Here is a 25,957-nt window from a genome sequence, read left to right as displayed (position 1 = left end):
CAGGGAGGTCGCGGCCATGTCTTCAGCCCTCCCGGGTGCCCAGCAGGCCACGCGGACGCAGGATCAGCATCAGCACCAGCAGCAGATAGGGCAGGATCGGCGCGGCCTGCGCCAGCGTGATGCGCAGCAGCGGCCAGCCCGGCGAGTCCGGCCCGATGCCGGCGTCCAGCAGCCGGTTCAGCAGCGTCGCCAGCGAGGCGTCGACGGTCAGCGGCAGGGTCTGCAGCAGCCCGACCAGGATCGATCCGGCAAAGGCGCCCGCCAGCGAGCCGATGCCGCCGACCACCACCACCACGAAGATGATCGAGCCGACCACCGCCGCCATCGACGGCTCGGTCACGAAGGTCACCCCGCCGATCACCCCGGCCAGGCCGGCCAGCGCGCAGCCGCTGCCGAAGACCAGCATGAAGACGCGCGGCACATCATGGCCGAGCGCCTCGGCCATTTCAGGATGGGTCAGCGCGGCCTGGATCACCAGGCCGATGCGGGTGCGCGTCAGCAGCAGCCACAGGGCCAGCAGCATCAGCAGCGCCACCAGCATCATGAAGGCGCGGGTCATCGGAAAGCGCGAGCAGGCGATCTGCACGCCCTCGGCGGCGCGGCACATCGCCTCGGGTGCCGCGCCCCAGACCAGCGACAGCCCGTCGCGCGAGGACTGCACCAGCGTGAAGGCCGGCCCCTGCAGCTCAGGCGGCGGCGTGAACGGCACCGAGCTGCGGCCCCACACCAGCTGCACCAGCTCCAGGATCACGTAGGACAGTCCGAAGGTGATCAGCAGCTCCGGCACATGGCCGTGGTGATGCACCCGGCGCAGCACGCCGCGCTCGAACAGCGCGCCCAGCACGCCCACCGCCAGCGGCGCGAGCACCAGCGCCGGCCAGAAGCCGACCGCGCCGGAGATCATGAAGGCGATGTAGGCGCCCAGCATGTAGAAGCTGGCGTGGGCGAAGTTCAGCACGCCCATCATGCTGAAGATCAGCGTCAGGCCCGAGCTGAGCATGAACAGCAGCAGGCCGGAGCTCAGTCCGTTCAGGAGATTGATGAGGATCTGGTCCACGGTGGATCCACGGTGCGAGGGGGTTGCGTGCCTGGAATCATCGCGCAGGCGCGGCGTGGGCCCTCGCCTTCGCGAGGGTGACGGCTCAGGGCCCCGCCGGTCTTCACCCCGGCCGCTTCATCTGGCACGAGGTCGGCGTGCTGGCGACATAGGGCTCGTAGGTCGCCACCGGGGCCAGCGTGTAGCCGGTGTTCTCCGGCGAGTACGGGAACTTCGCGTCGGCCTTCTGCCAGCGGGTGATGTAGAGCGTCTGCTGCAGCTGGTGGTCGGTGCGACGCATCTCGACCTCGCCGTTGAAGCTCCTGGTCTTCAGCCCCTCCAGCGCGGCGGCCACCTTCACCGGGTCGGTCGACTTCGCCTTGGCCATCGCCTCGCCCAGCAGCGTGTAGATGTGGATGACGCTGCCGGTGTAGAAGTCGGCATTGAACTTCTTCTGGAACTCGTCGCGCCAGGCCGCCATCTGGCCGGGCAGGTGGTAGTGGTTGTAGGAGACCTGGAAGACGCGGCCGTCGCCCTGCCCGCCCAGCGCGGTGGGCGTGCCGGTCACGCCGGTGTAGTAGGTGTAGAACTTCGCCGTCAGGCCGGCCTCGTTGGCGGCCTTCAGCAGCAGCGACAGGTCCGAGCCCCAGTTGCCGGTGATGACGGTGTCGGCGCCGCTGGCGCGGATCTTGGCCACATAGGGCGCGAAGTCGCGCACCTGTGCCAGCGGGTGCAGATCCTCGCCGACGAACTGCACATCCGGGCGCTTGCGGCCCAGGATTTCCTTGGCGTACTTGGCGACCTGGTGGCCGTGCGCGTAGTTCTGGTTCAGCAGGAAGACCTTCTGGATGTCCTTCTGGTCCTTCATGAAGCTGGTCAGCGCCTCCATCTTCATCGAGGTGTCGGCGTCCATGCGGAAGTGCCAGTAGCTGCACTTGCTGTTGGTCAGGTCGGGGTCCACCGCCGAGTGGTTGAGGTAGACGACTTCCTTGCCGGGGTTGCGCTCGTTGTGCTTGTTGATCGCGTCGATCAGCGCAGCCGCCGCGCCCGAGCCGTTGCCCTGGGTGACATAGCGGATACCCTGGTCGATGGCGGCCTTCAGCGCGGTCAGCGACTCGGCCGGGCTGAGCTTGTTGTCGAAGGGCACGATCTCGAACTTCACGCCGGCCGGATTGCCCGCGCCGCTGAACTTCTCGGCGAAGAAACGGAAGCTGTTGACCTGGTTCTGGCCGACCGGCGCCATCAGGCCCGACAGCGGATCGATCCAGGCGATCTTCACCGTCTCGCCCTTCTGGGCCATCGCGCCCGAGCTGGCCGCGGCCAGCAGCGCGGTCAGCGCGAGCGAGCGCACCGTCAAGGACCAGGAAGGGGAGCCATGGGAACAATGGGAAGAAGCGGAAGCGGGGCTGCGAACCATCTCGTCGTCTCCTTTTCATGTCGCCGGACCGGCCGGGCTGGATGTGGAAAGGATGGTGGCCCCGCGTCGTCATCGCCGCGTCAGGGATGTCCATTAGCGGCTGTCGCCGCCGGGACAAGACCGCGACAGCCCCGTCTCAGACCCCGGGCAGCCGGTGCTCGCGGAACATCTCGCGCAGCCGGGCCTTGAGCATCTTGCCGGTGGCGGTGTGCGGGATCTCGTCGACGAAGACCACGTCGTCGGGGATCTGCCACTTCGCGATGCGGCCTTCGTAGAAGTCCAGCATCTGCTCGCGGCTCAGCTCGCGGCCGGGCTTGCGCACCACCACCAGCAGCGGGCGCTCGTCCCACTTCGGGTGATGGCAGGCGATCGCGGCGGCCTCCAGCACGTCGGGATGCGCCATCGCGATGTTCTCCAGCTCGATCGAGCTGATCCACTCGCCGCCGGACTTGATCACGTCCTTGCTGCGGTCGGTGATCAGCATGAAGCCGTCGGCGTCGATCGAGGCGACGTCGCCGGTCGGGAACCAGGCCTTGCCGTCGATCTGCTGCAGCGGCGAGTCGTCGCGGTTCAGGTAGCCGCTGACCACCCAGTGGCCGCGCACCACCAGGTCGCCGGTGCTGCGGCCGTCCCAGGGCTGGGGCTCGCCGCTGGCGCCGATGATCTCCATGTCGATGCCGTAGACCACCCGGCCCTGCTTCTCCAGCAGCCGGTGCTGCTGCTCAGGAGGCAGGTCGCGGTGCTTGGCCTTGAGCCTGGACAGCGTGCCCAGCGGCGACAGCTCGGTCATGCCCCAGGCGTGAATGACCTCGACGCCGAAGTCGTCCTCGAGGGTGCGCATCATCGCCGGCGGGCAGGCGGAGCCGCCAATGACGGTGCGCTTCAGGGTCGAGAGACGCAGGCCGTTCTGCTTCATGTGGTTGATGACGCCCAGCCAGATGGTCGGCACGCCGGCGCTGAAGGTGACGCGCTCGGACTCGAACAGCGCATGCAGCGACTTGCCGTCCAGGTGCGGCCCCGGAAAGACCAGCCTGGCGCCGACCAGCGGCGCGCTGTACGGCAGGCCCCAGGCGTTGACATGGAACATCGGCACCACCGGCAGGATGGTGTCTGCCGAGGAGCTGGCCATCGCGTCAGGCAGCGCCGAGGCCAAGGCGTGCAGCACCGTGGAGCGGTGGCTGTAGACGGCGCCCTTCGGGTGACCGGTGGTGCCGGAGGTGTAGCAGATGCAGGCCGCCTCGTTCTCGTCGAACTCCGGCCAGGCCCAGTCGCCGTTCTCGGCCTCGACCAGCTCCTCGTAGCACAGCAGTGCGGGAATCGTCGTGCTGGCCGGCATGTGGGCGCGGTCGGTCATCAGCACGAAATGGCGCACGCCGGGCAGATGCGGCGCGAGCTTCTCGACCAGCGGCAGGAAGTTCAGGTCGAAGCACAGCACCCGGTCCTGCGCGTCGTTGATGATCCAGGCGATCTGCTCCGGGAACAGCCGCGGGTTGATGGTGTGCAGCACCCGGCGCGAGCCGGAGCTGCCGTAGTACAGCTCGAAATGGCGGTAGCCGTTCCAGGCCAGCGTGCCGATCCGCTCGCCCGGCGCGCAGCCCAGCCGCTCGATCGCCTGGGCCAGCTTGCGGCTGCGCAGCTCCGCGTCCCGGTAGGTGTAGCGGTGGAGGTCGCCCTCGACGCGCTTCGAGACGATCTCGGTGTCGCCGCTGTGGCGGGCCGCATGGACCAGCAGCGAGGAGATGGTCAGCGGCATGGTCATCATGTGCGCGCTCAGGCTCAGTGCAACGGGGGTCGTGTTCATGTCGGTCATGGGGGCGCCATCAGGTGGATCGGTCGCCCCAGTCTAGGAATCTCCCCCGGCGGGCGGGACGCGGTTTTCCCGGGTGAAATGTCGTCTTGGTGACGGCCTGGCGTCGATCTCCGAACGATTTCCGCACGATCTCAGTGCGATCCTCGCGCCGAATTCCCCCGGCCGGCGGCCCCGCAGGCCCCTCGCCTACACTGCCGCGCATGACTGCCGATGCCCCCGCCTTCGATCCGCTCACGCTGCGCTGGATCAACCGCCATGCCCGACTGCAGGCCCCGTTCGCCACGCCACAGGCCGGCGAGGCGCTGCCGGCGCCGCACTGGATCGCCACCAGCGAGGCCGCGGCAGCCGAGCTGGGCTGGCCGGCCGACTGGTGGCAGGCGCCGGGTGCGCTCGAGGCCTTCTCGGCCGGAACGCCGTGGCCGGGCATGGCGCCGGTGGCCACCGTCTACAGCGGCCACCAGTTCGGCCAGTGGGCTGGCCAGCTCGGCGACGGCCGCGCGCTGCTGCTCGGCGAGGTCGACACGCCCGCCGGCCCGCGCGAGATCCAGCTCAAGGGCAGCGGCCGCACGCCCTATTCACGCCGGGGCGATGGCCGCGCGGTGCTGCGCTCGTCGATCCGCGAGTTCCTGTGCTCGGAGGCGATGCACGGCCTGGGCATCCCGACCACCCGCGCGCTGGCGCTGATCGGCTCGCCGCTGCCGGTGCAGCGCGAGCGGGTCGAGACCGGCGCGATCGTCGTGCGCACCGCGCCGAGCTTCCTGCGCTTCGGCCATTTCGAGCACTTCTGCCATCACGCCCGCGCCGGCGACTATCGCGCGCTGCAGCAGCTGCTCGACTTCGTCATCGAGCATCACCACCCCGCCTGCCGCGAGGCGGAATTCCCCGCGGTGGCGATGCTGGCGGAGATCGCCCGGCGCACCGCCGAGATGATCGCCGCCTGGCAGTCGGTGGGCTTCTGCCACGGCGTGATGAACACCGACAACCTCTCGGTCCTGGGCCTGACGATCGACTACGGCCCCTTCGGATTCCTCGACGGCTTCGACCCGCAGCACATCTGCAACCACTCCGACCACCAGGGCCGCTACGCCTTCGCGCAGCAGCCGCAGATCGCCTGGTGGAACCTGCACGCGCTGGCGCAGGCGCTGGTGCCGCTGGCCGGCAGCGTGCCCGAGGAGGCGGCCGAGCGGCTCGGCGAGGCGCTCGGCGCCTATCCGGACACGCTGCAGGCGGCGATGGGCCGGCGCATGTTCGCCAAGCTCGGCCTGAGGACCCGCCAGGACGGCGACCGCGAGCTGCTCGACGACCTGATGCGCGAGATGGCGCGCTACCGCGCCGACCACACCCTGGTCTGGCGCCGGCTGGCCGATCAGCGCGCCGACGGCGGCGCGCCCGACACGCCCGAGCCCGCGCGCGATCTCTTCGTCGACATCGCCGCCTTCGATGCGTGGGCAGTGCGCTATGCCGCGCGGCTGCGCGCCGAGGGCAGCGTCGACGCCGAGCGGCGCGAGCGCATGAACGCAGTCAACCCGCGCTTCGTGCTGCGCAACCACCTGGCCGAGATCGCGATCCAGCGCGCCGAGCGCGGCGACTTCTCCGAGGTGCAGCGGCTGCTCGCGGTGCTGTCGCGCCCCTTCGACGAACAGCCCGACCAGGCCGACTGCGCCGCGCTGCCGCCCGACTGGGCGCAGACGCTGGCGGTGTCGTGCTCGTCCTGATCGCGGCCCCCATCCCGGGAACAGGCGGCGGCGCCGCGCGCAAGCTTCGCTAGACTCCGCCCTGCCCCGGCTCCAGCCGTCCCGTCCTGAGAAAACCGCCTGATGAAGATCCTTCTCGACTTCCTGCCGATCGTCCTGTTCTTCCTGACCTTCAACCAGGCCGAGAAGCGCCCGGACGAGGCCGCCGCGCTGGCCACCGACTGGTTCGGCTTCATGGTCTCGGGCGGCGCGGTCGGCGCCAAGGAGGCGCCGGTGCTGCTGGCCACCGTGGTGGTCATCCTGGCCACCGTGCTGCAGGTGGTCTACCTGAAGCTGCGCGGCCAGAAGGTCGACACCATGCTGTGGGTCAGCCTCGGGCTGGTCACGGTGATGGGCGGCGCCACCATCTACTTCCACAGCGAGACCTTCATCAAGTGGAAGCCCAGCGTGCTGTACTGGGTGATGGCCGCGGCTTTCTGGCTCAGCCCGATCCTGTCGGGCCGCAACCTGCTGAAGATGATGATGGGCGAGCAGGTGGAGCTGCCCGGCTTCGTCTGGCGCAACCTGAACCTGGCCTGGATCGGCTTCTTCAGCCTGATGGGCGTGCTCAACCTCTGGATCGCCTACAGCTACGACACCAGCACCTGGGTCACCTTCAAGTCCTTCGGCGGCATGGGCCTGATGCTGGTCTTCATGGTCGCGCAGGGCATCTACATGAGCCGCCACATGAAGCCGGCCGAAGGCGACAAATCATGAACGCACCGAGAGTCTCCGTTTCCGCCATCGAGCAGGCGCTGCGCGATGCGCTGGCGCCCGAATCCCTGCAGGTCATCGACGAAAGTCACCTGCATGCCGGCCACGCCGGCGCCGCCTCCGGAGGACATTACCGGGTGCTGATCCGCAGCGCGCGCTTTGCCGGATCGAGCCGGATTGCCCGACATCGCCTCGTGTATGATGCCCTCGCCGGGCTGATCCCCCTGGGCATCCATGCCCTGGCCATCGAAGCCGATGCAGCCTGAGCGCCCCGACCGCTGAACAAAGCAAAGGCTCACCCACTCCATGAAGAAGCTCTCGATCGCTGTCTCCGCCGTCGCCATCGCTGCGGCGCTGCTGCCGGCCCTGGCCTCGGCCCAGAACATCGCCATCGTCAACGGCAAGGCCGTGCCGAAGGCGCGCTTCGAATCGTTCATGACCCAGATCACCAAGCAGGGTGGCCAGGAACGCACGCCGGAGCTGGAGCAGCAGGTTCGTGACGAGATCGTCCTGCGCGAGATCTTCGTGCAGGAAGCCGAGCGCCGCGGCCTGCAGCGTGATCCGGAATTCCGCGCGCAGATGGAAGTCGCGCGCCAGAGCCTGCTGATCCGCGAGCTGTTCAACAACTACCAGAAGACCAGCCCGGTCAGCGACGATGACCTGAAGGCCGAGTACGAGCAGATCAAGTCCGCCAACAGCGGCAGCGAGTACCGCGCCCGCCACATCCTGGTCGAGAAGGAAGACGAGGCCAAGGCGCTGATCGCCCAGCTCAAGGGCGGCGCAAGCTTCGCCGAGCTGGCCAAGGCCAACTCGAAGGACCCGGGCTCGGCGCCGAACGGCGGTGACCTCGACTGGGCCTCGCCGGGCAACTATGTGCCCGAGTTCTCGCAGGCGATGACCAAGCTGACGAAGGGCCAGTTCACCGACGCGCCGGTGAAGAGCCAGTTCGGCTACCACGTCATCCTGCTGGAAGACACCCGCTCGGCCTCCTTCCCGTCCTTCGAGGAAGTCAAGCCGCAGCTGGCCCAGCGCGCCCAGCAGCAGAAGCTGGCCAAGTACCGCGATGACCTGAAGAACAAGGCCCGCACCGACTACAAGTTCGGCGCGCAGTGATCCACCCCTGAGATCCTCGGCAAGAAAAGGCCCCGGCCGCGCGAGCGACCGGGGCCTTGTGCTTCAGGGGCGCATCAGACCTTGGCCGCGACCCAGCCCTGAACGCTCGCCAGCGCCTCGGCCAGCTTCGACGCGTCGGTGCCGCCGGCCATCGCCATGTCCGGCTTGCCGCCGCCCTTGCCGCCGACCTGGCCGGCGACGAAGTTGACCAGCTCGCCGGCCTTGACGCGGGCGATGCTGTCGGCGGTCACGCCGGCCGCGATCTGCACCTTGGCGCCATCGACCGCAGCCAGCACGATCGCGGCGGTCTTGAGCTTGTTCTTCAGCTGGTCCATCGTCGTGCGCAGCGTCGCGGCGTCGGCGCCTTCCAGGCGCGCGGCCAGCACCTTGAGGCCGCCCACGTCCACCGCCTGCGCCAGCAGCGCGTCGCCCTGGCTGGAGGCCAGCTTGCCCTTGAGCGCGGCGATTTCCTTCTCCAGCGCGCGCAGCTGCTCCTGCAGGCCGCCGACCCGGGCCTCGACCTCGCTCGGCGCGGCCTTCAGCGCGCCGGCCACGCCATTGACGGTGGCTTCCAGCGACTGCAGATAGGCCAGCGCACCCTCGCCCGTCACCGCCTCGATGCGGCGCACGCCGGCGGCCACGCCGGATTCCGCGACGATCTTGAACAGGCCGATGTCGCCGGTCGCCTTGACATGCGTGCCGCCGCACAGTTCCTGGGTACTGCCGATGCTCAGCACGCGCACCGTCTCGCCGTACTTCTCGCCGAACAGCATCATCGCGCCGGTCTTCTGCGCGTCGTCGATCGACATCAGCTGCGCGACGGTGCCGACGTTGCCGAGGATCTCGGCGTTGACGATCGCCTCGATCTGGCGGATCTGCGCATCGGTGACCGGCGCGTTGTGCGCGAAGTCGAAGCGGGTGCGCTCCGGCGTGACCAGCGAGCCCTTCTGCTGCACATGCGTGCCGAGCACCTCGCGCAGCGCCTTGTGCATCAGATGGGTGGCGCTGTGGTTGCGCACGATGCGCGCGCGGCGCTCGCCGTCGACCTTGGCCGTGAACACGTCGCCGACCTTCACCGCGCCTTCGACGACGCGGCCCTGGTGGCCGAACACGTCAGCCTGGATCTTCATGGTGTCGTCGATGACCACGCGGGTCGTGCCGTTGCGCAGCTCGCCCGAGTCGCCGACCTGGCCGCCGGACTCGGCGTAGAACGGGGTGTGGTCGAGCACGATCACCGCATCGTCGCCGGCGCCGGCCGACTCGACCTGCGTGCCGTCGACATAGACCGCGACCACCTTCGAGGTCTCGCAGACCAGGTGCTCGTAGCCGTGGAAGGCGGTGGCCACGCCGTCATAGGCCAGACCCGCGGCCATCTTGAACTTGCCGGCGGCACGCGCCTGCTCGCGCTGGCGGTTCATCGCCGCCTCGAAGCCGGCGCTGTCGACCGTCACGCCGCGCTCGCGGCAGACGTCCGCGGTCAGGTCGACCGGGAAGCCGTAGGTGTCGTGCAGCTTGAACGCCGTCTCGCCGTCGACCTGCTTCGTGTCGCCGGCCAGCGCGCCTTCCAGGATCTCCATGCCGTTGGCGATGGTCTGGAAGAAGCGCTCTTCCTCGGTCTTCAGCACCGCGAAGATGCGGTCGGCGCTCTGGCGCAGCTCGGGGTAGGCCTCGCCCATCTCGACCGCCAGCGGGTGCACCAGCGTGTGGAAGAACGGCGCGCGCGCGCCGAGCTTGTAGCCGTGGCGGATCGCGCGGCGGGCGATGCGGCGCAGCACATAGCCGCGGCCTTCGTTGCTCGGGATCACGCCGTCGGCGATGGTGAAGGCGCAGGCGCGGATGTGGTCGGCGATCACCTTCAGGCTCGGGCTCGCCGCGTCGCAGCCGGCGCTGCCGTCGGTCACGCCGGCGGCGAAGTCGACCGCGTTCTTCGCTGCGGCCAGCAGGTTCTGGAACAGGTCGATCTCGTAGTTGCTGTGCTTGCCTTGCAGCACGGTGGTGATGCGCTCCAGGCCCATGCCGGTGTCGACCGAGGGCTTGGGCAGCGGGTGCATCACGCCGTCTTCGGTGCGGTTGAACTGCATGAAGACGTTGTTCCAGATCTCGATGTAGCGGTCGCCGTCTTCATCGGGGCTGCCCGGAGGGCCGCCGGCCACGTCCGGACCGTGGTCGTAGAAGATCTCGGTGCACGGGCCGCAGGGGCCGGTGTCGCCCATCATCCAGAAGTTGTCGGACATGTAGCGGCCGCCCTTGTTGTCGCCGATGCGCACGATGCGCTCTTGCGGCACGCCCACCACCTTGTTCCAGATCTCGTAGGCCTCGTCGTCCTCGGAGTAGACGGTGACCCAGAGCTTGTCCTTCGGCAGCTTGAAGTGTTCGGTCAGCAGCTCCCACGCGAACGAGATCGCGTCGTGCTTGAAGTAGTCGCCGAACGAGAAGTTGCCCAGCATCTCGAAGAAGGTGTGGTGCCGCGCGGTGTAGCCCACGTTGTCGAGATCGTTGTGCTTGCCGCCGGCGCGGATGCACTTCTGCGAGGTGGTGGCGCGGCTGTAGGCGCGCTTGTCGAAGCCCAGGAACACATCCTTGAACTGGTTCATCCCGGCGTTGGTGAACAGCAGCGTCGGGTCATCGCCCGGCACGACCGGGCTGGAGGCGACGATCTGGTGGCCCTTCGACTCGAAGAACTTCAGGAAGGTGGAACGGATTTCGGAGGCTTTCATCCTTGGGCTTTCGACGGCTGGCCGGGTGGCCTGGGGTGAGCGGAGCAAAGTTTTCGATTATAGAAGTTCGCCCTCGGGGCGGTCGCCGGAGTCGCCGCCGTCGCGCCCGCCGGCGCGGATGCGCTCGGCCAGGAAGTCGAACAGGCGCTCCTCGCCGCAGAAGGCGACGTTGAAGCGGATCCAGGCGGTGGGCTGCATCGCGGCGGTGAACAGGTGGCCGGGGCCGAGCATGATGTCGCTGCCGGCGGCCTGGTTGGACAGCATGCCGGCGTCGGGCAGCTGCGGATGGCGCGCCCACAGGAACATGCCGGCCTTCGGCTCCGAGAAGATCTCGAATCCCAGGCGCGCCAGCCGACCCGCGACCCGCTGGTGCGCCTCGGCCAGGCGGTCGCGCAGCGCCTTCAGGTGCTTGCGCCAGCGCCCCTCGGTGAGCGCGCCGTAGACCAGCCGCTCGCTGAACTCCGACGAGGTCAGGCCCGAGATCATCTTCAGCTGCGCCAGATCCTCGATCAGGTCCGGATGCGCCACCAGATAGCCCACCCGCAGGTTCGGCGAGATGGTCTTGGAATAGCTGCCGACATAGAGCACCCGCGAGAGCTGGTCCAGGCTGGCCAGCGACGGGCGCGGCTCCGGATCCAGATCGACATAGATGTCGTTCTCGACGACGAGGAAGTCATGCTTCTCGGCCAGCTGCAGCACCCGGTGCAGATGCGCGAGCTGTGCGGTCGAGCCGGTCGGGCTCTGCAGGCGCGGCTGGGTGAAGAAGATCTTGGGACGGTGCTCGATGATGAGCTTCTCGAGCGTGGGCAGGTCGTAGCCGTGCGGCGTGCGCGGCACACCCACCAGCTTGGCGCCTGCGAAGCGCAGCGAGAACAGCAGGTTGGCGTAGCCGGGATCGTCGACCAGCACCGCGTCGCCGGCGCGCACCAGCCGGCGCGCGGCCAGGTCGAGCGCCTGGCTGGATCCCTGCGTCAGCAGCACCTGCTCGGGCGCGATGGCGATCTCCTGCTCGGCCATCGCGTCGCGGATGAACTCGCGCAGCGCCGGAAAGCCCTTGGGGTCGCCATAGCCGCCGAGGTCGATGCTGTCGGCCGCCAGCGCGCGCAGGCTGCGCCGCACGCCGTCCTCGAACAGCCACTCGTGCGGCAGCCAGCCGCAGCCGGCCTTCATCGACAGGTGGCGGTTCTCGAAGATCTTGCGCAGGTACCAGGCCGAATCGAAGCTGTAGCCGCCGCCGGGCACGCCAGGCGGGCCGGACTCGCGGTTCTCGACCGCCGCGCGCTTGCGCACGAAGAAGCCGGAATGCGGTCGCGAGACCAGATAGCCGAGCGCGACCAGGCGGTCGTAGGCCTCGACAACGGTGAAGACGCTGACCTCGTGCGCATGGGCGAACTGGCGGATCGAGGGCACCTTGGTGCCGGCACGCAGGGACCCTTCGTCGATCAGGCGGCGCAGGCCGTCGACGATCTGGGTGACCAGCGGGATGGAGGACTGGGGCTGGAGGGTGAACATGGCTGGCGACAAGTCTAGCGCCGCGCTGCAGCATGATCGCCGAGGCTGTACCGGTGCAGGAACCTGCACAGTGCGCAAGCCGATCACGCTGGCTGTACATGGTCCGTCGCGGAACAGGCCCCTAGAGTCGACGCCTAGTCGAAGCCTGCCACGGCTCACCCTCGCCACCCCGACTTGCCCTCCCCCCCGACCAGGACCTCCCGATGCAACGCGAACCGAACCTGACCAACGCCGCCCTGATGGCCCGCCGCCGCGCCGCCCTGCCCGCCGGGCTGGGCCAGGCCCACGAAGTCTTCGTCGACCGGGCCGAGAACGCCGAGGTCTGGGATGTCGAGGGCCGTCGCCTGATCGACTTCGCCGGCGGCATCGCGGTGCTGAACACCGGCCACCGCCACCCGGCGCTGGTCGAGGCGGTCAAGGCCCAGCTCGACCGCGTCACGCACACCTGCTTCCAGGTGCTGGCCTACGAGCCCTATGTCGAGCTGGCCGAGCGCCTGAACACGATGGCGCCGGGCGCCTTCGCGAAGAAGAGCTTCTTCATGACCACCGGCGCCGAAGCGGTCGAGAACGCGGTCAAGGTCGCGCGCGCCTACACGAAACGCTCGGGCGTGATCGCCTTCGGCGGCGGCTTTCACGGCCGCACGATGATGGGCATGGCGCTGACCGGCAAGGTCGTGCCGTACAAGGTCGGCTTCGGTCCCTTCCCGGCCGAGGTCTATCACGCCAAGTTCCCGTGTGCGCTGCACGGCGTGAGCACCGCCGATTCGCTGGCCTCGATCGAGGCGCTGTTCAAGTACGACGTCGAGCCCTCGCGCGTGGCCGCGATCATCCTGGAACCGGTGCAGGGCGAAGGCGGCTTCTATGAAGCCCCGATCGACTTCGTCAAGGCGCTGCGCGAGCTGTGCGACCGCCACGGCATCCTGCTGATCGCCGACGAGGTGCAGACCGGTGCCGGCCGCACCGGCCGCTGGCTGGCCTGCGAGAGCTGGTTCGAGCAGGCGGGCGTGGCGCCGGACATCATCACGATGGCCAAGTCGCTGGGCGGCGGCTTCCCGCTGTCGGCGATCATCGGCCGCGCCGAGGTGATGGACGCGCCGGCACCGGGCGGCCTGGGCGGCACCTACTCCGGCAACCCGCTGGCCTGTGCCGCCGCGCTGGCGGTGATCGAGACCTTCGAGAAGGAAAGCCTGCTCGCGCGCAGCCAGGCGGTGGGCGAGCGCCTGAAGGCCAGCCTGAAGCAGATCGCCGAGCGCCACAGCGCGATCGGCGACATCCGCGGCCCCGGCGCGATGATCGCCATCGAGCTGTTCACCGACGGCGACCTGGCCCGCCCGGATGCCGACCGCACCCGCCGCATCGTCGCGGAAGCCCTGCGCCGCGGCCTGATCCTGCTGTCGTGCGGCGTGTACGCCAACGTCATCCGCATCCTGGTGCCGCTGACCGCCTCCGACGCGGTGCTCGACGAAGGCATGGCGGTGCTGTCGGACTGCTTCGACGCGACGGCCTGACGGTCCGGGGGACCGCGTGGGTGCCCGCCTGCGCGGGCATGACGGGGATGGATGGGCGTGACGGAGGCGAATTTCGCGTCATGCCGGCATCACATCCCCATGCCGTCATCCTCGCGAAGGCGAGGACCCACGAACACCCCACCGCCCATCCCCGCCTCACCCCTCTTCCCGCCCCCCGCCACGCCACGAGGCCGGCAAAAGCGCTTTTCTTGGTCAAGACTGCCGGCGGAGCCGGAAGGCTCTGGATCGGTTTGCCATGCCTGAGTGAATTGCACGGGTTGTTTCTTGATGGTTTGCAAACCGCTTAGCTGTTAGTATTTAAAATGACCGAAAAGGGTGGGAGCCCGAACCTGTTCCAGACCTGAACAGCAGCGGCGACACCTCGGCACGCTGTCAACTTTCTGCAACACGGCGTGGGAGACGGAAAAATTTTTCTGCCCCTCGCCTGGGCCTGATGGCGCGCATCGGTGCGGATTTCATGCGTTTCTGCCGCATCGTGAACGATTGCGATGGGGTTTCGCCGTGTGATCGCCTCTTTTCGGGGCATGCACCGCACCAGTGCCAGACATGCCGCACCGCTCTTGAACAGAGGGCAAGTCTGTACAGGCAGTACCGCCTGCACAGTGCGTCGGAACCGGGCCCTGTCTGTGCATGTTGTCGCGACAAGCCCCCTCCTACAGTCCGGGCGTCCTGCAGCACGGCCCCCCCAGTCCGCCGCGCCCCGCGTCGAGCCTTTCCCCGATCCACACCCGAGCACCCGAAGACGATGAGCAACCCTGCCCTGGTTCAATTCAAAGGCGTCCAGAAGACCTATGACGGCCTGAGTCTGGTGGTGCGCAACCTCGATCTGGACATCCGCCGCGGCGAGTTCCTGTCGCTGCTGGGCCCGTCGGGTTCGGGCAAGACGACCACGCTGATGATGCTGGCCGGCTTCGAGTCGCCGACCGCCGGCGAGATCCTGCTCGACGGCCGGCCGATCACGAAGACGCCGCCGCACAAGCGCAACTTCGGCATGGTGTTCCAGAACTACGCGCTGTTCCCGCACATGACGGTGGCGGCCAACGTGGCCTATCCGCTGACGGTGCGCAAGGTGCCGAAGGTCGACATCGACAAGCGCGTGGCGCGTGCGCTCGACATGGTCCAGCTCGGCGGCAAGGGCGACCGCTTCCCCTCGCAGCTCTCCGGCGGCCAGCAGCAGCGCGTGGCGCTGGCACGCGCGCTGGTGTTCGAGCCGCAGCTGGTGCTGATGGACGAGCCGCTGGGCGCGCTGGACAAGCAGCTGCGCGAGCACATGCAGATCGAGCTGAAGGAGCTGCACCGCCAGCTCGGCGTGACCTTCGTCTACGTCACCCATGACCAGGGCGAGGCGCTGACGATGAGCGACCGCGTCGCCGTCTTCAACGACGGCCTGATCCAGCAGATCGACATCGTCGACCGCCTCTACGAGACCCCGTCGAACCGCTTCGTGGCCGGCTTCGTCGGCGACAGCACGGTGCTGGAGGGCACGCTCGGCGCCGACGACCACCACGGCCGCTGCGAGCTGGTGCTGCCCACCGGCGAGCGCCTGGCCGGCGTCAATGTCAACCAGGTCCAGCCCGGCAGCCGCGTGACCGCCTCGGTCCGCCCGGAGCGCATCGAGGCGATGCTGACCGCGCCGGCAGCCAACGACAGCAACATCATCCAGGCCGCGATCAACGACGTCATCTACTTCGGCGACCACCTGCGCCTGCGCTGCGCGGTGGCCGGCCAGGCCCAGGCCACCGTCAAGGTGCCGCTGGGCGACCAGGCGCCGCAGGCCGGCCAGCCGGTGTGGCTGCGCATCGCGCCGCAGTTCCTGCGCGTCTACGCCTGACGCCGCCCCGATTCCCCATTCCCCTGATTTTCCCCCGCCCCTTCCGCTCTCACTGAGGAACCCTCGTCATGAAGAACGCTACCGTTTCCCTGGTCGTGGCCGCCGCGGCCTCGCTGCTGGCCGGCTCGGCGCTCGCGCAGAGCCAGCTGACCGTCGTCAACTTCGGCGGGGCCAATGGCAACGCGCAGAAGAAGGCCTATGTCGAGCCCTTCGAGAAGGCCACCGGCACCAAGATCGTCGGCGTCGAATACAACGGCGAGCAGGCCAAGATCAAGGCCATGGTCGAGACGAAGAAGGTGACCTGGGATGTCGTCGAGGTCGAGAGCCCGGACGCGGCACGCGGCTGCGACGAAGGCCTGTTCGAGAAGATCGACTGGGCCAAGGTCGGCAACAAGGCCGACTTCCAGCCGGCGGCGGTGCAGGAATGCGGCGTCGGCATCTTCATCTGGTCGACCGTCATGGCCTACAACGGCGACAAGCTGAAGGACGGCCCGAAGACCTGGGCCGACTTCTGGGACACCAGGAAGTTCGCCGGCAAGCGCGGCATGCGCAAGGGCGCGCGCTACAACCTCGAGTTCGCGCTGATGGCCGACGGCGTGCCGTCGAAGGACGTCTACAAGGTGCTGGCCACGCCGGCCGGCGCCGAGCGCGCGTTCAAGAAGATGACCGAGCTGAAGCCCTCGATCCAGTGGTGGGAGGCCGGCGCGCAGCCGCCGCAGTTCCTGGTCGCCGGCGACGTGGTCATGACCACCGCCTACAACGGCCGCATCGACGCCGCGCAGCGCGAAGGCAAGAACCTGCAGATCAGCTGGACCGGCGGGATCTATGACCTGGACTACTGGGTCATCCCGAAGGGCACGCCGAACAAGGACCTGGCGATGAAGTTCATCGCCTCGGCCTCGCAGCCGGCCGCCCAGGCCGAATACGCCAAGCTGATCTCCTACGGCCCGACCAACAACAAGGCCCTGGGCAGCCTGGATGCCAAGACCCTGGCGCTGCTGCCGACCTCGCCGGCCAACTCGAAGGACGCGCTGAAGTTCGACATCACCTTCTGGGCCGACCAGGGCGAGGCGCTGGAGAAGCGCTTCGCCGCCTGGGCCGCCCAGTAAGCCGCGCGCTCGAGCCGAACGCCCCTCCGCCCCCGCCCGACTGACGCCATGCACAGCCTCGCCCTCGACGAACAGGAAGCCGCCGCCCCGCGCGGCCAGGATCTCGCCCGCGCGCTCCAGCGCGCCGAGCGCCGCCGCAAGCTGACGGCCGCCAGCCTGACGCTGCCGCTGCTGGTCTTCCTGCTGCTGACCTTCCTGGTGCCGATCGGCGCGCTGCTCAAGCGCGCGGTCGAGAACCCGGAGGTGGCCGACGTGCTGGTGCACACCGGCGAGGCGCTGTCGGGCTGGGACCGTCACGGCACGCCGCCCGCGGCCGCCTATGCGGCCCTGGTGCGCGACCTGGGCGCGCTGCCGGAGACCGCGCAGGCCGGCACGCTGGCGCGCCGGCTCAACTCCGAGGTGCCCGGCGCGCGCTCGCTGGTGATGGGCACCTACCGGGCGCTGCCGCTCGGCGAGGGCCTGAGCCCCGAGCAGACGCGCGATCGCCTGCTCGAGATCGACGCGCGCTGGGGCGAGCCGCTCTACTGGCAGGCGATCGCCAAGAACGCCAGCCGCTGGACGCCCGACTACCTGCTCGCCGCGGTCGACCTGCGCCGCGATGCCGAAGGCCATGTCGAGGCCATGCCGGCCGAGCAGGCGGTCTTCGGCAAGATCCTGCTGCGCACCTTCAACATCTCGGCGGTGGTCACGGTGCTGTGCCTGCTGCTGGCCTACCCGCTGGCCTACTGGCTGTCGACGCTCGACGCGCGCCGCGCCAACCTGCTGATGATCCTGGTGCTGGTGCCGTTCTGGACCTCGATCCTGGTGCGGGTCGCGGCCTGGATCGTGCTGCTGCAGCGCGAGGGCCTGGTCAACTCGGCGCTGGTCGGCATGGGCCTGATCGAGGAGCCGCTCGCGCTGCTGTTCAACCGCACCGGTGTGGTCATCGCGATGGTGCACATCCTGCTGCCCTTCATGATCCTGCCGCTGTACAGCGTGATGAAGTCGGTGCCGCCGACCTATCTGCGCGCGGCCATCAGCCTGGGCAGCTCGCCGCTGGCGGCCTTCTTCCGCGTCTATGTGCCGCAGACCTGGTCGGGCGTCGGGGCCGGCGCGCTGCTGGTCTTCATCCTGAGCATCGGCTACTACGTGACGCCGGCGCTGCTGGGCGGCGCCGACGACCAGATGCTGTCGTACTACATCGCCCAGTACACCAACGTCGAGGTCAACTGGGGCATGGCCTGCGCGCTGGGCGCGGTGCTGCTCGCCGCCACGCTGATCCTCTACGGCGTCTACCGCCGCGTGGTCAAGTCCGAGCTGAGCCTGGGCTGAGCGCCGCCCGCAAGAAGCAAGAAGAAGGAAGACGACCGATGAACGCGATCCTGTCCGCGATGAACCCGCAGTTCCCGGCCTACGCCACGCTGGCCGACAAGCTCGGCTGGTGGCTGATGCGCCTGTTCTGCATCGGGATGCTGGTGTTCCTGCTGCTGCCGATCCTGGTGATCGTGCCGCTGTCCTTCTCGTCAAGCTCCTTCCTGGCGTATCCGATGCCGGGCTGGTCGCTGCAGTGGTACGAGAACCTGTTCAACGCGCCGGAATGGGGCCGCGCCGCGCGCAACAGCTTCATCGTCGCGCCGGCGGCCACGCTGATCGCCACCGTGCTGGGCACGCTGGCGGCCGTGGGCCTGTCGCGCACCGACTTTCCCGGCAAGGGCCTCCTGATGAGCATCCTGATCGCGCCGATGGTGGTGCCGATCGTGGTGGTGGGCGTGGCCTGCTACCTGTTCTTCGCCAGGCTGGGCTTCGCCGACAGCTACCTCGGCCTGATCGTGGTGCACGCCGCGCTGGGCGCGCCCTTCGTGCTGACCACCGTGCTGGCGACGCTGCAGGGCTTCAACCACAACCTGGTGCGCGCCTCGCTGAGTCTGGGCGCCGGCCCGGTCGAGACCTTCTTCCGCATCACGCTGCCGGTGATCGCGCCGGGCGTGATCTCGGGCGCGCTGTTCGCCTTCGCGACCTCCTTCGACGAGGTGGTGGTGACGCTCTTCGTCGCCGGCCCCGACCAGGTCACGCTGCCGCGCCAGATGTTCACCGGCATCCGCGAGAACATCAGCCCGACCATCGCCGCGGTGGCCACGCTGCTGACGATCTTCACCACCGGCCTGATGCTGGCGCTCGAATGGATCCGGGGCCGCCGCGCATGAGCCGCCCAGACGCACTGAACCAGCCGCTCGGCGGCAACGAGATGCCGCGCTTCGGCGGGCTGGCCTCGATGATGCGCCTGCCGGTGGCCACCCATGCCGCCGGCCTGGACGCCGCCTTCATCGGCGTGCCGCTGGACATCGGCGCCTCCAACCGCGCCGGCGCGCGCTTCGGCCCGCGCCAGATCCGCGCCGAATCCAGCCTGATCCGGCCCTACAACATGGCCACCGGCGCGGCGCCCTTCGACGCGCTGCAGGTCGCCGATCTGGGCGACGTGCCGATCAACACCTACTCGCTGGAGAAGTCGGTCGGCATCATCACCGACTTCTACCGCGAGGTGCTCGGCCACGGCTGCGTGCCGCTGACGCTGGGCGGCGACCACACCATCGCGCTGCCGATCCTGCGCGCGGTGGCCGAGCGCCACGGGCCGGTCGCGCTGATCCATGTCGACGCCCACGCCGACGTCAACGACGAGATGTTCGGCGAGCGCATCGCGCACGGCACGCCCTTCCGCCGCGCGGTGGAGGAAGGCCTGCTGCAGACGAACAAGGTCTGGCAGATCGGCCTGCGCGGCTCCGGCTACGCCGCCGACGACTTCGACTGGCCGCGCCGCCAGGGCTTCACGATCATCCCGGCGCACGAGGTCTGGTGGCAGTCGCTGGCGCCGATCATGGACAAGGTGCGCGCGATCATCGGCGACGCGCCCTGCTATCTCAGCTTCGACATCGACGGCATCGATCCTTCTTTTGCCGGCGGCACCGGCACGCCCGAGATCGGCGGATTGAGCGTGCCGCAGGCGCTGGAGATCATCCGCGGCTGCCGCGGCCTGAACCTGGTGGGCGCCGATCTGGTCGAGGTCTCTCCGCCCTACGACCCCAGCGGCAACACCGCGCTGCTGGGCGCCAACCTGCTGTACGAGATGCTGTGCGTGCTGCCGGGGGTGCCAGTGCGGTGAGGCCCGTCATCCTCGCGAAGGCGAGGACCCACGCCCCGCCCACGCGCGCTCGCGCAGCGCCTCCCAGAGCTGCCCCGGCCCGAGCAGCACGTCGCGCAGGCCGTCCTGCAGCCGCTCCGAGCCCAGGGCCTGCGTACTCATCGTCTGGTGCGCGTCGAGCGCGTCCATGATGGCGTCGAGCAGCGCCGAGCGCAGGTCGGGCGAGCTGGCGAACTGCTCCTTGCTGTTGCTGGCGGCCTGCTGCACCAGCAGCGCGTTCTCCAGCAGCTTGCCGCGCAGCACGCCGTTGACGTAGACGAGCTGGTCGGTGTCGGACAGCTCGCCCTCGAACAGGCCGTTGACCTTCTCGATGATCTCGGCCAGATAGTCCTTCTGCTTCTCCTGCACCTGGCCGGTGCCGGTGCCGTCCAGACCGGCGAGCGGATAGAGGCCGCCGGCCGTCAGCGCCAGCGGCTGCGCCCCGCGGTTCTTCAGCGTGTGGTGGGTCAGCACCACCTGGCTCAGGTCGACGGTGTCGCGCTCGCGGCCGAAGTCCAGCAGCGGCAGCAGCCGGCGGAAGAAGAGAAAGCGCTTTTCCAGCGCCGTCTGGCCGTAGTCGAAGATCTGGCTGAGGAAGGCATACAGCCGCACATAGGCGCCGAGGTCGCCCTTGAACAGCAGCAGCGCATCGCGCGTGTCCTGGGCCTCGGGGCCTTGCGCGGCCTTGTAGCGGCGCAGCAGCCGGTCGGCCACCGGCGCGATGGCGGCATCGAGCTGCTTCTGCGTGCCGGCCGGATCCAGATCGACGCGCGCCACGCGCTCGACCTCGGCCTCGGTGTAGTGGCCGGCGGCGTCGAGCTTGGCGCGCAGGTCGAAGACCTGGTGCGGATCGGTCGGCATGTCCAGCGCCGCGGTCTGGTAGTAGGTCTGGAAAGCCGCCAGCACCTCGGCCGGGTCGTTGACGAAGTCGAGGATGTAGGTGGTGTCCTTGCCCGGGTGGGCACGGTTCAGGCGGCTGAGCGTCTGCACCGCCTGGATGCCGCCGAGCCGCTTGTCGACATACATGCCGCACAGCAGCGGCTGGTCGAAGCCGGTCTGGAACTTGTTGGCCACCACCAGCAGGTGCTGATCCTCCCGCGCGAAGGTCTCGCGCAGGTCGCGGCCCTGGAGCGCCGGATTGACGTCGGCGCTGGCCTCGCTGACCGGTGCCGGGTAGCTCTCGGCATCGTCCACCTCGCCGGAGAAGGCGGTCAGCACGCCCAGCATGTAGCCCTGGCGGGCGATGTAGGCGCGCATCGCCTTCTGCCAGCGCACGGCCTCCTTGCGGCTGGCCACCACCACCATCGCCTTGGCGCGCCCGGCCAGCAGCGGCTGCACGTTCTCGCGGTAGTGCTCGACGACGATCTGCACCTTCTGCGCGATGTTGTACGGGTGCAGCCGCACCCACTGCATCAGGCCCTTCATCGCGGTGCTGCGCTCGACCTGCTGCTCGTCGAGCGTGCGGCCCTCGTGTGCCAGCCGGAAGGCGAGCTGGTAGCTGGTGTAGTTCTTCAGCACGTCGAGGATGAAGCCCTCCTCGATGGCCTGGCGCATCGGGTAGACGTGGAAGGGCTGCGGCAGGCCGTCGGGCCCGTCGGCCGGGTCGCGGCGGCCGAACAGCTCCAGCGTCTTGGCCTTCGGGGTGGCGGTGAAGGCGATGGAGGTCAGGCCTTTCGGGCTGGCCTTGGCGGCCATCTGCGCGGCCAGCAGCGCCTCGGTGTCGATCTCGCCGCCGTCCTGAAGACTGCCGGACAGGCTGGCCCAGTCCTCGGCCGACAGCAGCTGCTTGAGCCGGGCGGCCGCCTCGCCGGTCTGCGAGCTGTGCGCCTCGTCGGCGATGACGGCGAAGCGCTTGCCCTCGGTGGCGGCCAGCGCCTGCACCGCCGCCAGCGCGAACGGGAAGGTCTGCAGCGTGCAGACGATGATCTTCTTGCCCTCTTCCAGCGCCTGCGAGAGCTGGCCGCTCTTGCTGCCGGACTCGCTGGTGATGGTGGCCACCACGCCGGTGGTGCGCTGGAACTCGAACAGCGCCTCCTGCAGCTGCGCGTCCAGCACATTGCGGTCGCTCACCACCAGCACGCTGTCGAAGACCTTGCGGTGCTGGTCGTCGTGCAGATCGGCCAGGAAATGCGCGGCCCAGGCGATCGAGTTGGTCTTGCCCGAGCCGGCCGAGTGCTGGATCAGGTAGCGCAGGCCGCCGGCATCCTCGCCGCGGTTGACGCTCTGGCGCACGTCGTCCACCAGCCGGCGGGTGGCGTCGAGCTGGTGGTAGCGCGGGAAGATCCAGGTCTGCAGCTGCTGCCTGCGGTCGCGCCTGGGCGTGAGGTAGCGGTGCAGCAGGTCGAGCCAGCTCTCGCGCGCCCAGACCTCTTCCCACAGGTAGGCGGTGGCGAAGCCCTCGGGGTTGGGCGGATTGCCGGCGCCGCCCTCGCAGCCGCGGTTGAAGGGCAGGAAGCGGGTGGCCGGGCCGGCCAGCCGGGTGCACATCATCACCTCGCTCTGGCTGACGGCGAAGTGCACCAGCGCGCCGCCGGGGAAGCCCAGCACCGGCTCGGGCACGCCGCCCTTGGGGTGGGGATGGCGGTCGAAGCGGTACTGGTCGACCGCGTCGTGCACGCTCTGGGTGAAGTCGCTCTTGAGTTCGGCGGTGGCCACCGGCACGCCGTTGAGGCACAGCACCAGGTCGAGCGCGTCGCGCGGCTGGTTGGGCGAGTGGTGCACCTGGCGCAGCACCCGCAGCCGGTTGGCGGCCAGGCGCGCCTGCGTCGTCGGGTTCAGCGCCAGCGCGGGCCGGAACTGCGCCAGCGCCAGCGGCTCGCGCAGGCCCAGCATCTCCACGCCGCGGCGCAGCACCTCCAGCGTGCCGCGCTCGTCCAGCAGCTTGCGCACCCGCTCGGCCAGCACGCGCCCGGCGGCCGCGCCGTGGCTCTTGCTCAGGCGCTGCCAGGCCTCGGGCTGGCTGGCCTCGATCCACGCCAGCAGATCGGGCAGGTAGAGCCCGCGCGCGGCGTCGAAGTCGCGCGCGGCGCCGTCCTCGTGCAGCCAGCCGTGCGCGCCCAGGTGCTGGCAGATCTCGGTCTCGAAGTGGATTTCGCGGTGCAGCGTGCTGCTCATGTCTCGCTCGCCTCCTCGGTCTCTGGCGGGACCGCCTGCGCAAACAATCCTGCCAGCAGATCGAGCTTTTCCACCACTTCGGTGGGCAGGTCCTCGACCGGGGCGAGCGCGACCAGACGGTGCAGTTCCCCCTTGGTCAGCAGCATGGGGCCGCCGAGCCGGGCAGCCAGTTGGCGGAAGAACTCCTCGGCCAGCCGACTGAGCTTGCGGCGCTCGGTCTTGGTGTCCCAGACCAGGCGCGCCACCTCCGGGGGGGACTGTTTCCAGATCCGGAAATCGCTTTCGATGCCGTCGAACACCTGGTCCTGCACCAGTTCGTCGAGCACCGCATCGATTTCCAGGCGGTGGGCGTCGAACAGATCGAGGTCGGCGTAGCACGACAGCGCGTAGCGGCGCAGCAGTTCGGGCGTGACGAAATAGTTTTCGGTCTCGTAGCGGCGCCAGTAGCTGATGGTCAGCCCGCCCAGCCGCACGGATCGGCGGTCGCGGCCGTCGTTGTCGAGGATGGCCAGCCCGCGCAGTTCGGGCAGCAGGTTTCGCAAGCCCATGAAATGGTCCTTGGGCGTGATGCCGAAGCCGCCTTCCACCCGCTCCAGCTCGGCCTGCAGGTCCTGGTCCGGGTAGTTGTTCTGCACGTAGAAGGAATTGACGCGCTCATCCCAGCACGCCGCCGCCGGGTGCTGCAGCCGCCTGGCCAGCGCGCGCAGCATGTCCACGTCGGTGCCGCCCTCCACGTACAGCACATAGCCACGCTCTCGCGCCTTGATGTAGTGGTCGGCGCCGAAGTGCTTGAGGCTGTTGCGGATCTCGGTCTTCCTGGCCAGGTTGTCCGCCTGGCCGTCCAGCAGCAGCGTCAGGTTGGTGTCGAGTGCCTCGTCGAGGATCACCTCGGAGTGCGTCACCAGCACCACCTGCGAGCCGTTCTCGCTGGCGATGTCGCGCAGCAGCACGTAGACCTGCTTCTGGCGCAGGATCTCCAGATGCGCATCCGGCTCGTCCACCAACAGCACGCTGCGCGGGTGCGAGTACAGGTAGGCCACCACCAGCAGCATCTGCAGAAAGCCGCGTCCGGCCGACGACACGTCGAGCAGCTCCTTGGCGCCCGGCTGGCGGTAGTGCAGCGCGATGCTGCCGCGTGCGGTTTCCTTGGGCTGCTGCAGCTCGACGCCAAACAGCCGCTGCATCAAGGTGGTGATGCGCTGCCAGTCGTCGGCGGACGACTTCACCACGCTCAGGCAGAGGTTGCGCAGCACATCGGCGGTGCGGCCCTGGCCGAGCAGCACGTCGATGCGGCCGGGCTGCAGGATCGGCTCCTCGGTGTCGAGGCCCGACATCGGGTAGAGCAGTTCGACGTTCAGCGAGGCGGCGTGGGCGATCAGCTCCAGGTCGCCGATCACGGCCGGGTCGGGCGTGCAGTAGACCAGCTCGTCGCCCTGGTTGCGAAAGCGCATCGACAAGGGCCGCACCTGGCCGCGAAACTCCACGCCGACCGTGATGACCAGCGGAATGTCGCGGTTGCCGGTGCGCACCTGCGTGTTGTGCCAGAAGAAACGCGTGCGCTGCACCGGCACTGCGACGATGTTGAGCCGGTTCAGCGAGGTGGCGGTGCGCTCGCGCGCCGAGGAGGCCTTGCGCACGTCAAACCAGGTCTGCACCGCCTGCGACCACAGCGCCAGCGCCTGGATGGCACTCGTCTTGCCGCAGTTGTTCGGCCCGATCAGCACCGCCGGATGATCCAGCTCGATGCGCTGCAACTCGCCGAAGCGCTTGAAGTTCTGGATCTCAAGATAGTGCAGCAACCGCATCGCGCGACTCCCCGCCGTTCAGGATTTCCGAATTCTGCCGCACGTCAATCTGCCCGGTCACCGCCGCCGCGATGAGCGCCGCGCGGCGCTCCTTGAGCAGGGCGATGGCGCGTTCGGCTTCGTTCTGCAACTGCGCAAGCCTTGTCATTTCCTGTTCAATGAATTGCGCAATCCGTGCCTGCTCCGGAATGGGCGGAACAGGCAAAAGCATCGACGCCCACGCATCCATTCTCAGCGCCTTGGTTCCATGCCCGGCTTCATCCAGTCGCCGAAGGGAATCATCGGACGTGCCACGCAGCAGCCAGGCTAGAAACTCGGAGTCTATTCTTTCGCCTGGAATGACCGCCTTCAAGTCCTGATTGATCGCCATCGGCGTATCCACGATCGACACCGGGAACATCCGAGCCAAGATCATTCCCCGAACCACGACGAGAACCGCACCGCGCGGAACCAGATCGGCCGCCTTTTCCTCAATCGCGACTGCCGTGATGTGATCGATGGTATCGGCCAGTCGATCGGTTTTCATGTCCTTGGCTGAAGCCCAAGGCACATCGCCATTCCAGTAGTTCAGCTTTTCTTTGCTGGGGGTTCCGCCGCTGCGAAAATTCACAAGATGCTTGAGAGGCGTCACAGTCCAATGCGCCGGCACCTCCCCCAGCCACGCCACGCCGGAATCCTTCATCGGCGCGGCGGGGTCGAGGCCGCGCGTGACGGCGTGCGAAATGGTGGCCTGGCGCTTCTCGGCCAGCAGATGGATGAGCTTCTCCTGCTCGGCGATCAGGGCGTCGATCTTGGCGGTTTCGTGGTCGAGGAAATGCGCGATGGCGGTTTGCTCCGCAATACTTGGCACAGTCACTGCAACCACATGAATATCGTTTCTATCAACCCCTGGAACAGCCGCCTTCAAAGAGTTCAAAACAAAATGCTCTGATATGCTTTGAAGCATATACCAAGCCCATCGCGGTGAATTCCCGAAAAGATCGATAGAGTAAAGTGCCGTATTCAGAGGCCAGTAGTCGGTCTCAATGAAAGAGAAATTTCCTATAGAACCATATCGACCAGTAACAATTCCTGGGGCACTCGCAACAGCCTTTGAATGCGTTCCTGTTACACCGCCAGACGAAACAACTGGAATATCTCCCTCTTCACGCTGATCGGATGGCAAGTCATGTCCGCGCTGGAAATAAACCACACGCCTTAAGGCACTCACTTCCCAATGCGCCGGCACGTCGCCCAGCCATTGCACGCCGCTGGGCTTGTAGTGCGGATATTTCGGCAAGCTCATATGGCGTCCTTCTGCCAGACCGGCCGCGTGCGCCAGTCTTGTGGGAATCCTATGGCGGCATGAACCCGCCCCCAAAAG

At 68.3% G+C, this 25,957-nt stretch carries 18 protein-coding genes; 10 read left to right on the top strand and 8 right to left on the bottom strand.

Features of this window, described 5'->3' with window-relative positions:
* Positions 1-22: 22 nt before the first annotated feature.
* From NFT33_RS02525 to NFT33_RS02515, 3 genes are all read right to left on the bottom strand, one after another.
* Entirely contained in the window at positions 23-1,000 is a 978-nt protein-coding gene (locus NFT33_RS02525) for a branched-chain amino acid ABC transporter permease (RefSeq protein WP_251673050.1), read from the bottom strand.
* Between the two features lie 160 nt (positions 1,001-1,160).
* Entirely contained in the window at positions 1,161-2,336 is a 1,176-nt protein-coding gene (locus NFT33_RS02520; RefSeq protein WP_251673048.1) for a branched-chain amino acid ABC transporter substrate-binding protein, read from the bottom strand.
* A gap of 253 nt (positions 2,337-2,589) precedes the next feature.
* Positions 2,590-4,254 carry a 3-(methylthio)propionyl-CoA ligase gene (locus NFT33_RS02515; RefSeq protein ID WP_309296100.1) on the bottom strand — a complete coding sequence of 555 codons (1,665 nt, stop codon included), beginning with the start codon at positions 4,252-4,254 and terminating at the stop codon, positions 2,590-2,592.
* Between the two features lie 209 nt (positions 4,255-4,463).
* On the opposite strand from NFT33_RS02515, the gene NFT33_RS02510 reads away from it, so the two are divergent.
* The 4 genes from NFT33_RS02510 (at position 4,464) to NFT33_RS02495 (ending at position 7,823) form a co-directional block, all read left to right on the top strand.
* Entirely contained in the window at positions 4,464-5,978 is a 1,515-nt protein-coding gene (locus NFT33_RS02510; protein WP_220784459.1) for a protein adenylyltransferase SelO, read from the top strand.
* 102 nt (positions 5,979-6,080) lie between these two features.
* The gene (locus tag NFT33_RS02505) at positions 6,081-6,713 is read left to right on the top strand and encodes a septation protein A (RefSeq protein WP_251672925.1); all 633 of its coding nucleotides are present in this window, start codon (positions 6,081-6,083) and stop codon (positions 6,711-6,713) included.
* Positions 6,710-6,976 carry a BolA family protein gene (locus NFT33_RS02500; RefSeq protein ID WP_037478136.1) on the top strand — a complete coding sequence of 89 codons (267 nt, stop codon included), beginning with the start codon at positions 6,710-6,712 and terminating at the stop codon, positions 6,974-6,976. Before NFT33_RS02505 ends, NFT33_RS02500 begins: the two co-directional genes overlap by 4 nt.
* 40 nt (positions 6,977-7,016) lie before the next feature.
* Positions 7,017-7,823 (top strand): peptidylprolyl isomerase, encoded by an 807-nt coding sequence (locus tag NFT33_RS02495; RefSeq protein ID WP_251672923.1) that lies wholly within the window; start codon positions 7,017-7,019, stop codon positions 7,821-7,823.
* A 74-nt stretch (positions 7,824-7,897) separates the two neighbouring features.
* Here NFT33_RS02495 and alaS read toward each other — a convergent pair whose 3' ends face one another.
* On the bottom strand, positions 7,898-10,540 hold the full coding sequence (gene alaS / locus NFT33_RS02490) for an alanine--tRNA ligase (protein WP_251672921.1): 2,643 nt from the start codon (positions 10,538-10,540) through the stop codon (positions 7,898-7,900).
* A 57-nt stretch (positions 10,541-10,597) separates the two neighbouring features.
* Positions 10,598-12,052: an aminotransferase-like domain-containing protein gene (locus NFT33_RS02485; RefSeq protein ID WP_251672919.1), complete on the bottom strand. Its 1,455-nt coding sequence runs from the start codon at positions 12,050-12,052 to the stop codon at positions 10,598-10,600.
* A gap of 203 nt (positions 12,053-12,255) precedes the next feature.
* On the opposite strand from NFT33_RS02485, the gene gabT reads away from it, so the two are divergent.
* From gabT to speB, 6 genes are all read left to right on the top strand, one after another.
* A complete protein-coding gene (gabT, locus tag NFT33_RS02480; RefSeq protein ID WP_251672917.1) occupies positions 12,256-13,560 on the top strand; it encodes a 4-aminobutyrate--2-oxoglutarate transaminase in 1,305 nt (434 codons plus the stop codon).
* 766 nt (positions 13,561-14,326) lie between these two features.
* Positions 14,327-15,412 carry an ABC transporter ATP-binding protein gene (locus NFT33_RS02475; protein ID WP_251672913.1) on the top strand — a complete coding sequence of 362 codons (1,086 nt, stop codon included), beginning with the start codon at positions 14,327-14,329 and terminating at the stop codon, positions 15,410-15,412.
* A 68-nt stretch (positions 15,413-15,480) separates the two neighbouring features.
* Entirely contained in the window at positions 15,481-16,521 is a 1,041-nt protein-coding gene (locus tag NFT33_RS02470) for an ABC transporter substrate-binding protein (protein ID WP_220784452.1), read from the top strand.
* A 48-nt stretch (positions 16,522-16,569) separates the two neighbouring features.
* Positions 16,570-17,832 carry an ABC transporter permease gene (locus NFT33_RS02465; protein ID WP_149503632.1) on the top strand — a complete coding sequence of 421 codons (1,263 nt, stop codon included), beginning with the start codon at positions 16,570-16,572 and terminating at the stop codon, positions 17,830-17,832.
* A 38-nt stretch (positions 17,833-17,870) separates the two neighbouring features.
* On the top strand, positions 17,871-18,704 hold the full coding sequence (locus tag NFT33_RS02460; RefSeq protein WP_220784450.1) for an ABC transporter permease: 834 nt from the start codon (positions 17,871-17,873) through the stop codon (positions 18,702-18,704).
* The gene (gene speB, locus NFT33_RS02455; RefSeq protein ID WP_251672910.1) at positions 18,701-19,657 is read left to right on the top strand and encodes an agmatinase; all 957 of its coding nucleotides are present in this window, start codon (positions 18,701-18,703) and stop codon (positions 19,655-19,657) included. Before NFT33_RS02460 ends, speB begins: the two co-directional genes overlap by 4 nt.
* A 6-nt stretch (positions 19,658-19,663) precedes the next feature.
* Here the strand turns inward: speB and NFT33_RS02450 are convergent, their stop codons facing one another.
* Genes NFT33_RS02450 through NFT33_RS02440 form a run of 3 tightly spaced genes read right to left on the bottom strand, consistent with a single transcriptional unit; the run spans position 19,664 to position 25,879 of the window.
* Positions 19,664-22,789 (bottom strand): type I restriction endonuclease subunit R, encoded by a 3,126-nt coding sequence (locus NFT33_RS02450; protein ID WP_251672907.1) that lies wholly within the window; start codon positions 22,787-22,789, stop codon positions 19,664-19,666.
* Entirely contained in the window at positions 22,786-24,594 is a 1,809-nt protein-coding gene (locus tag NFT33_RS02445; protein ID WP_251672904.1) for an AAA family ATPase, read from the bottom strand. Before NFT33_RS02445 ends, NFT33_RS02450 begins: the two co-directional genes overlap by 4 nt.
* A complete protein-coding gene (locus NFT33_RS02440; protein ID WP_251672901.1) occupies positions 24,572-25,879 on the bottom strand; it encodes a restriction endonuclease subunit S in 1,308 nt (435 codons plus the stop codon). Before NFT33_RS02440 ends, NFT33_RS02445 begins: the two co-directional genes overlap by 23 nt.
* Positions 25,880-25,957: the final 78 nt, after the last annotated feature.

This window comes from Sphaerotilus sp. FB-3, assembly GCF_023706025.1.
Classification (GTDB): Bacteria; Pseudomonadota; Gammaproteobacteria; order Burkholderiales; family Burkholderiaceae_C; genus Sphaerotilus; species Sphaerotilus sulfidivorans.
The sequence above is the reverse complement of the archived record's forward strand: the minus strand, read 5'-3'. Positions and strand labels throughout refer to the sequence as shown.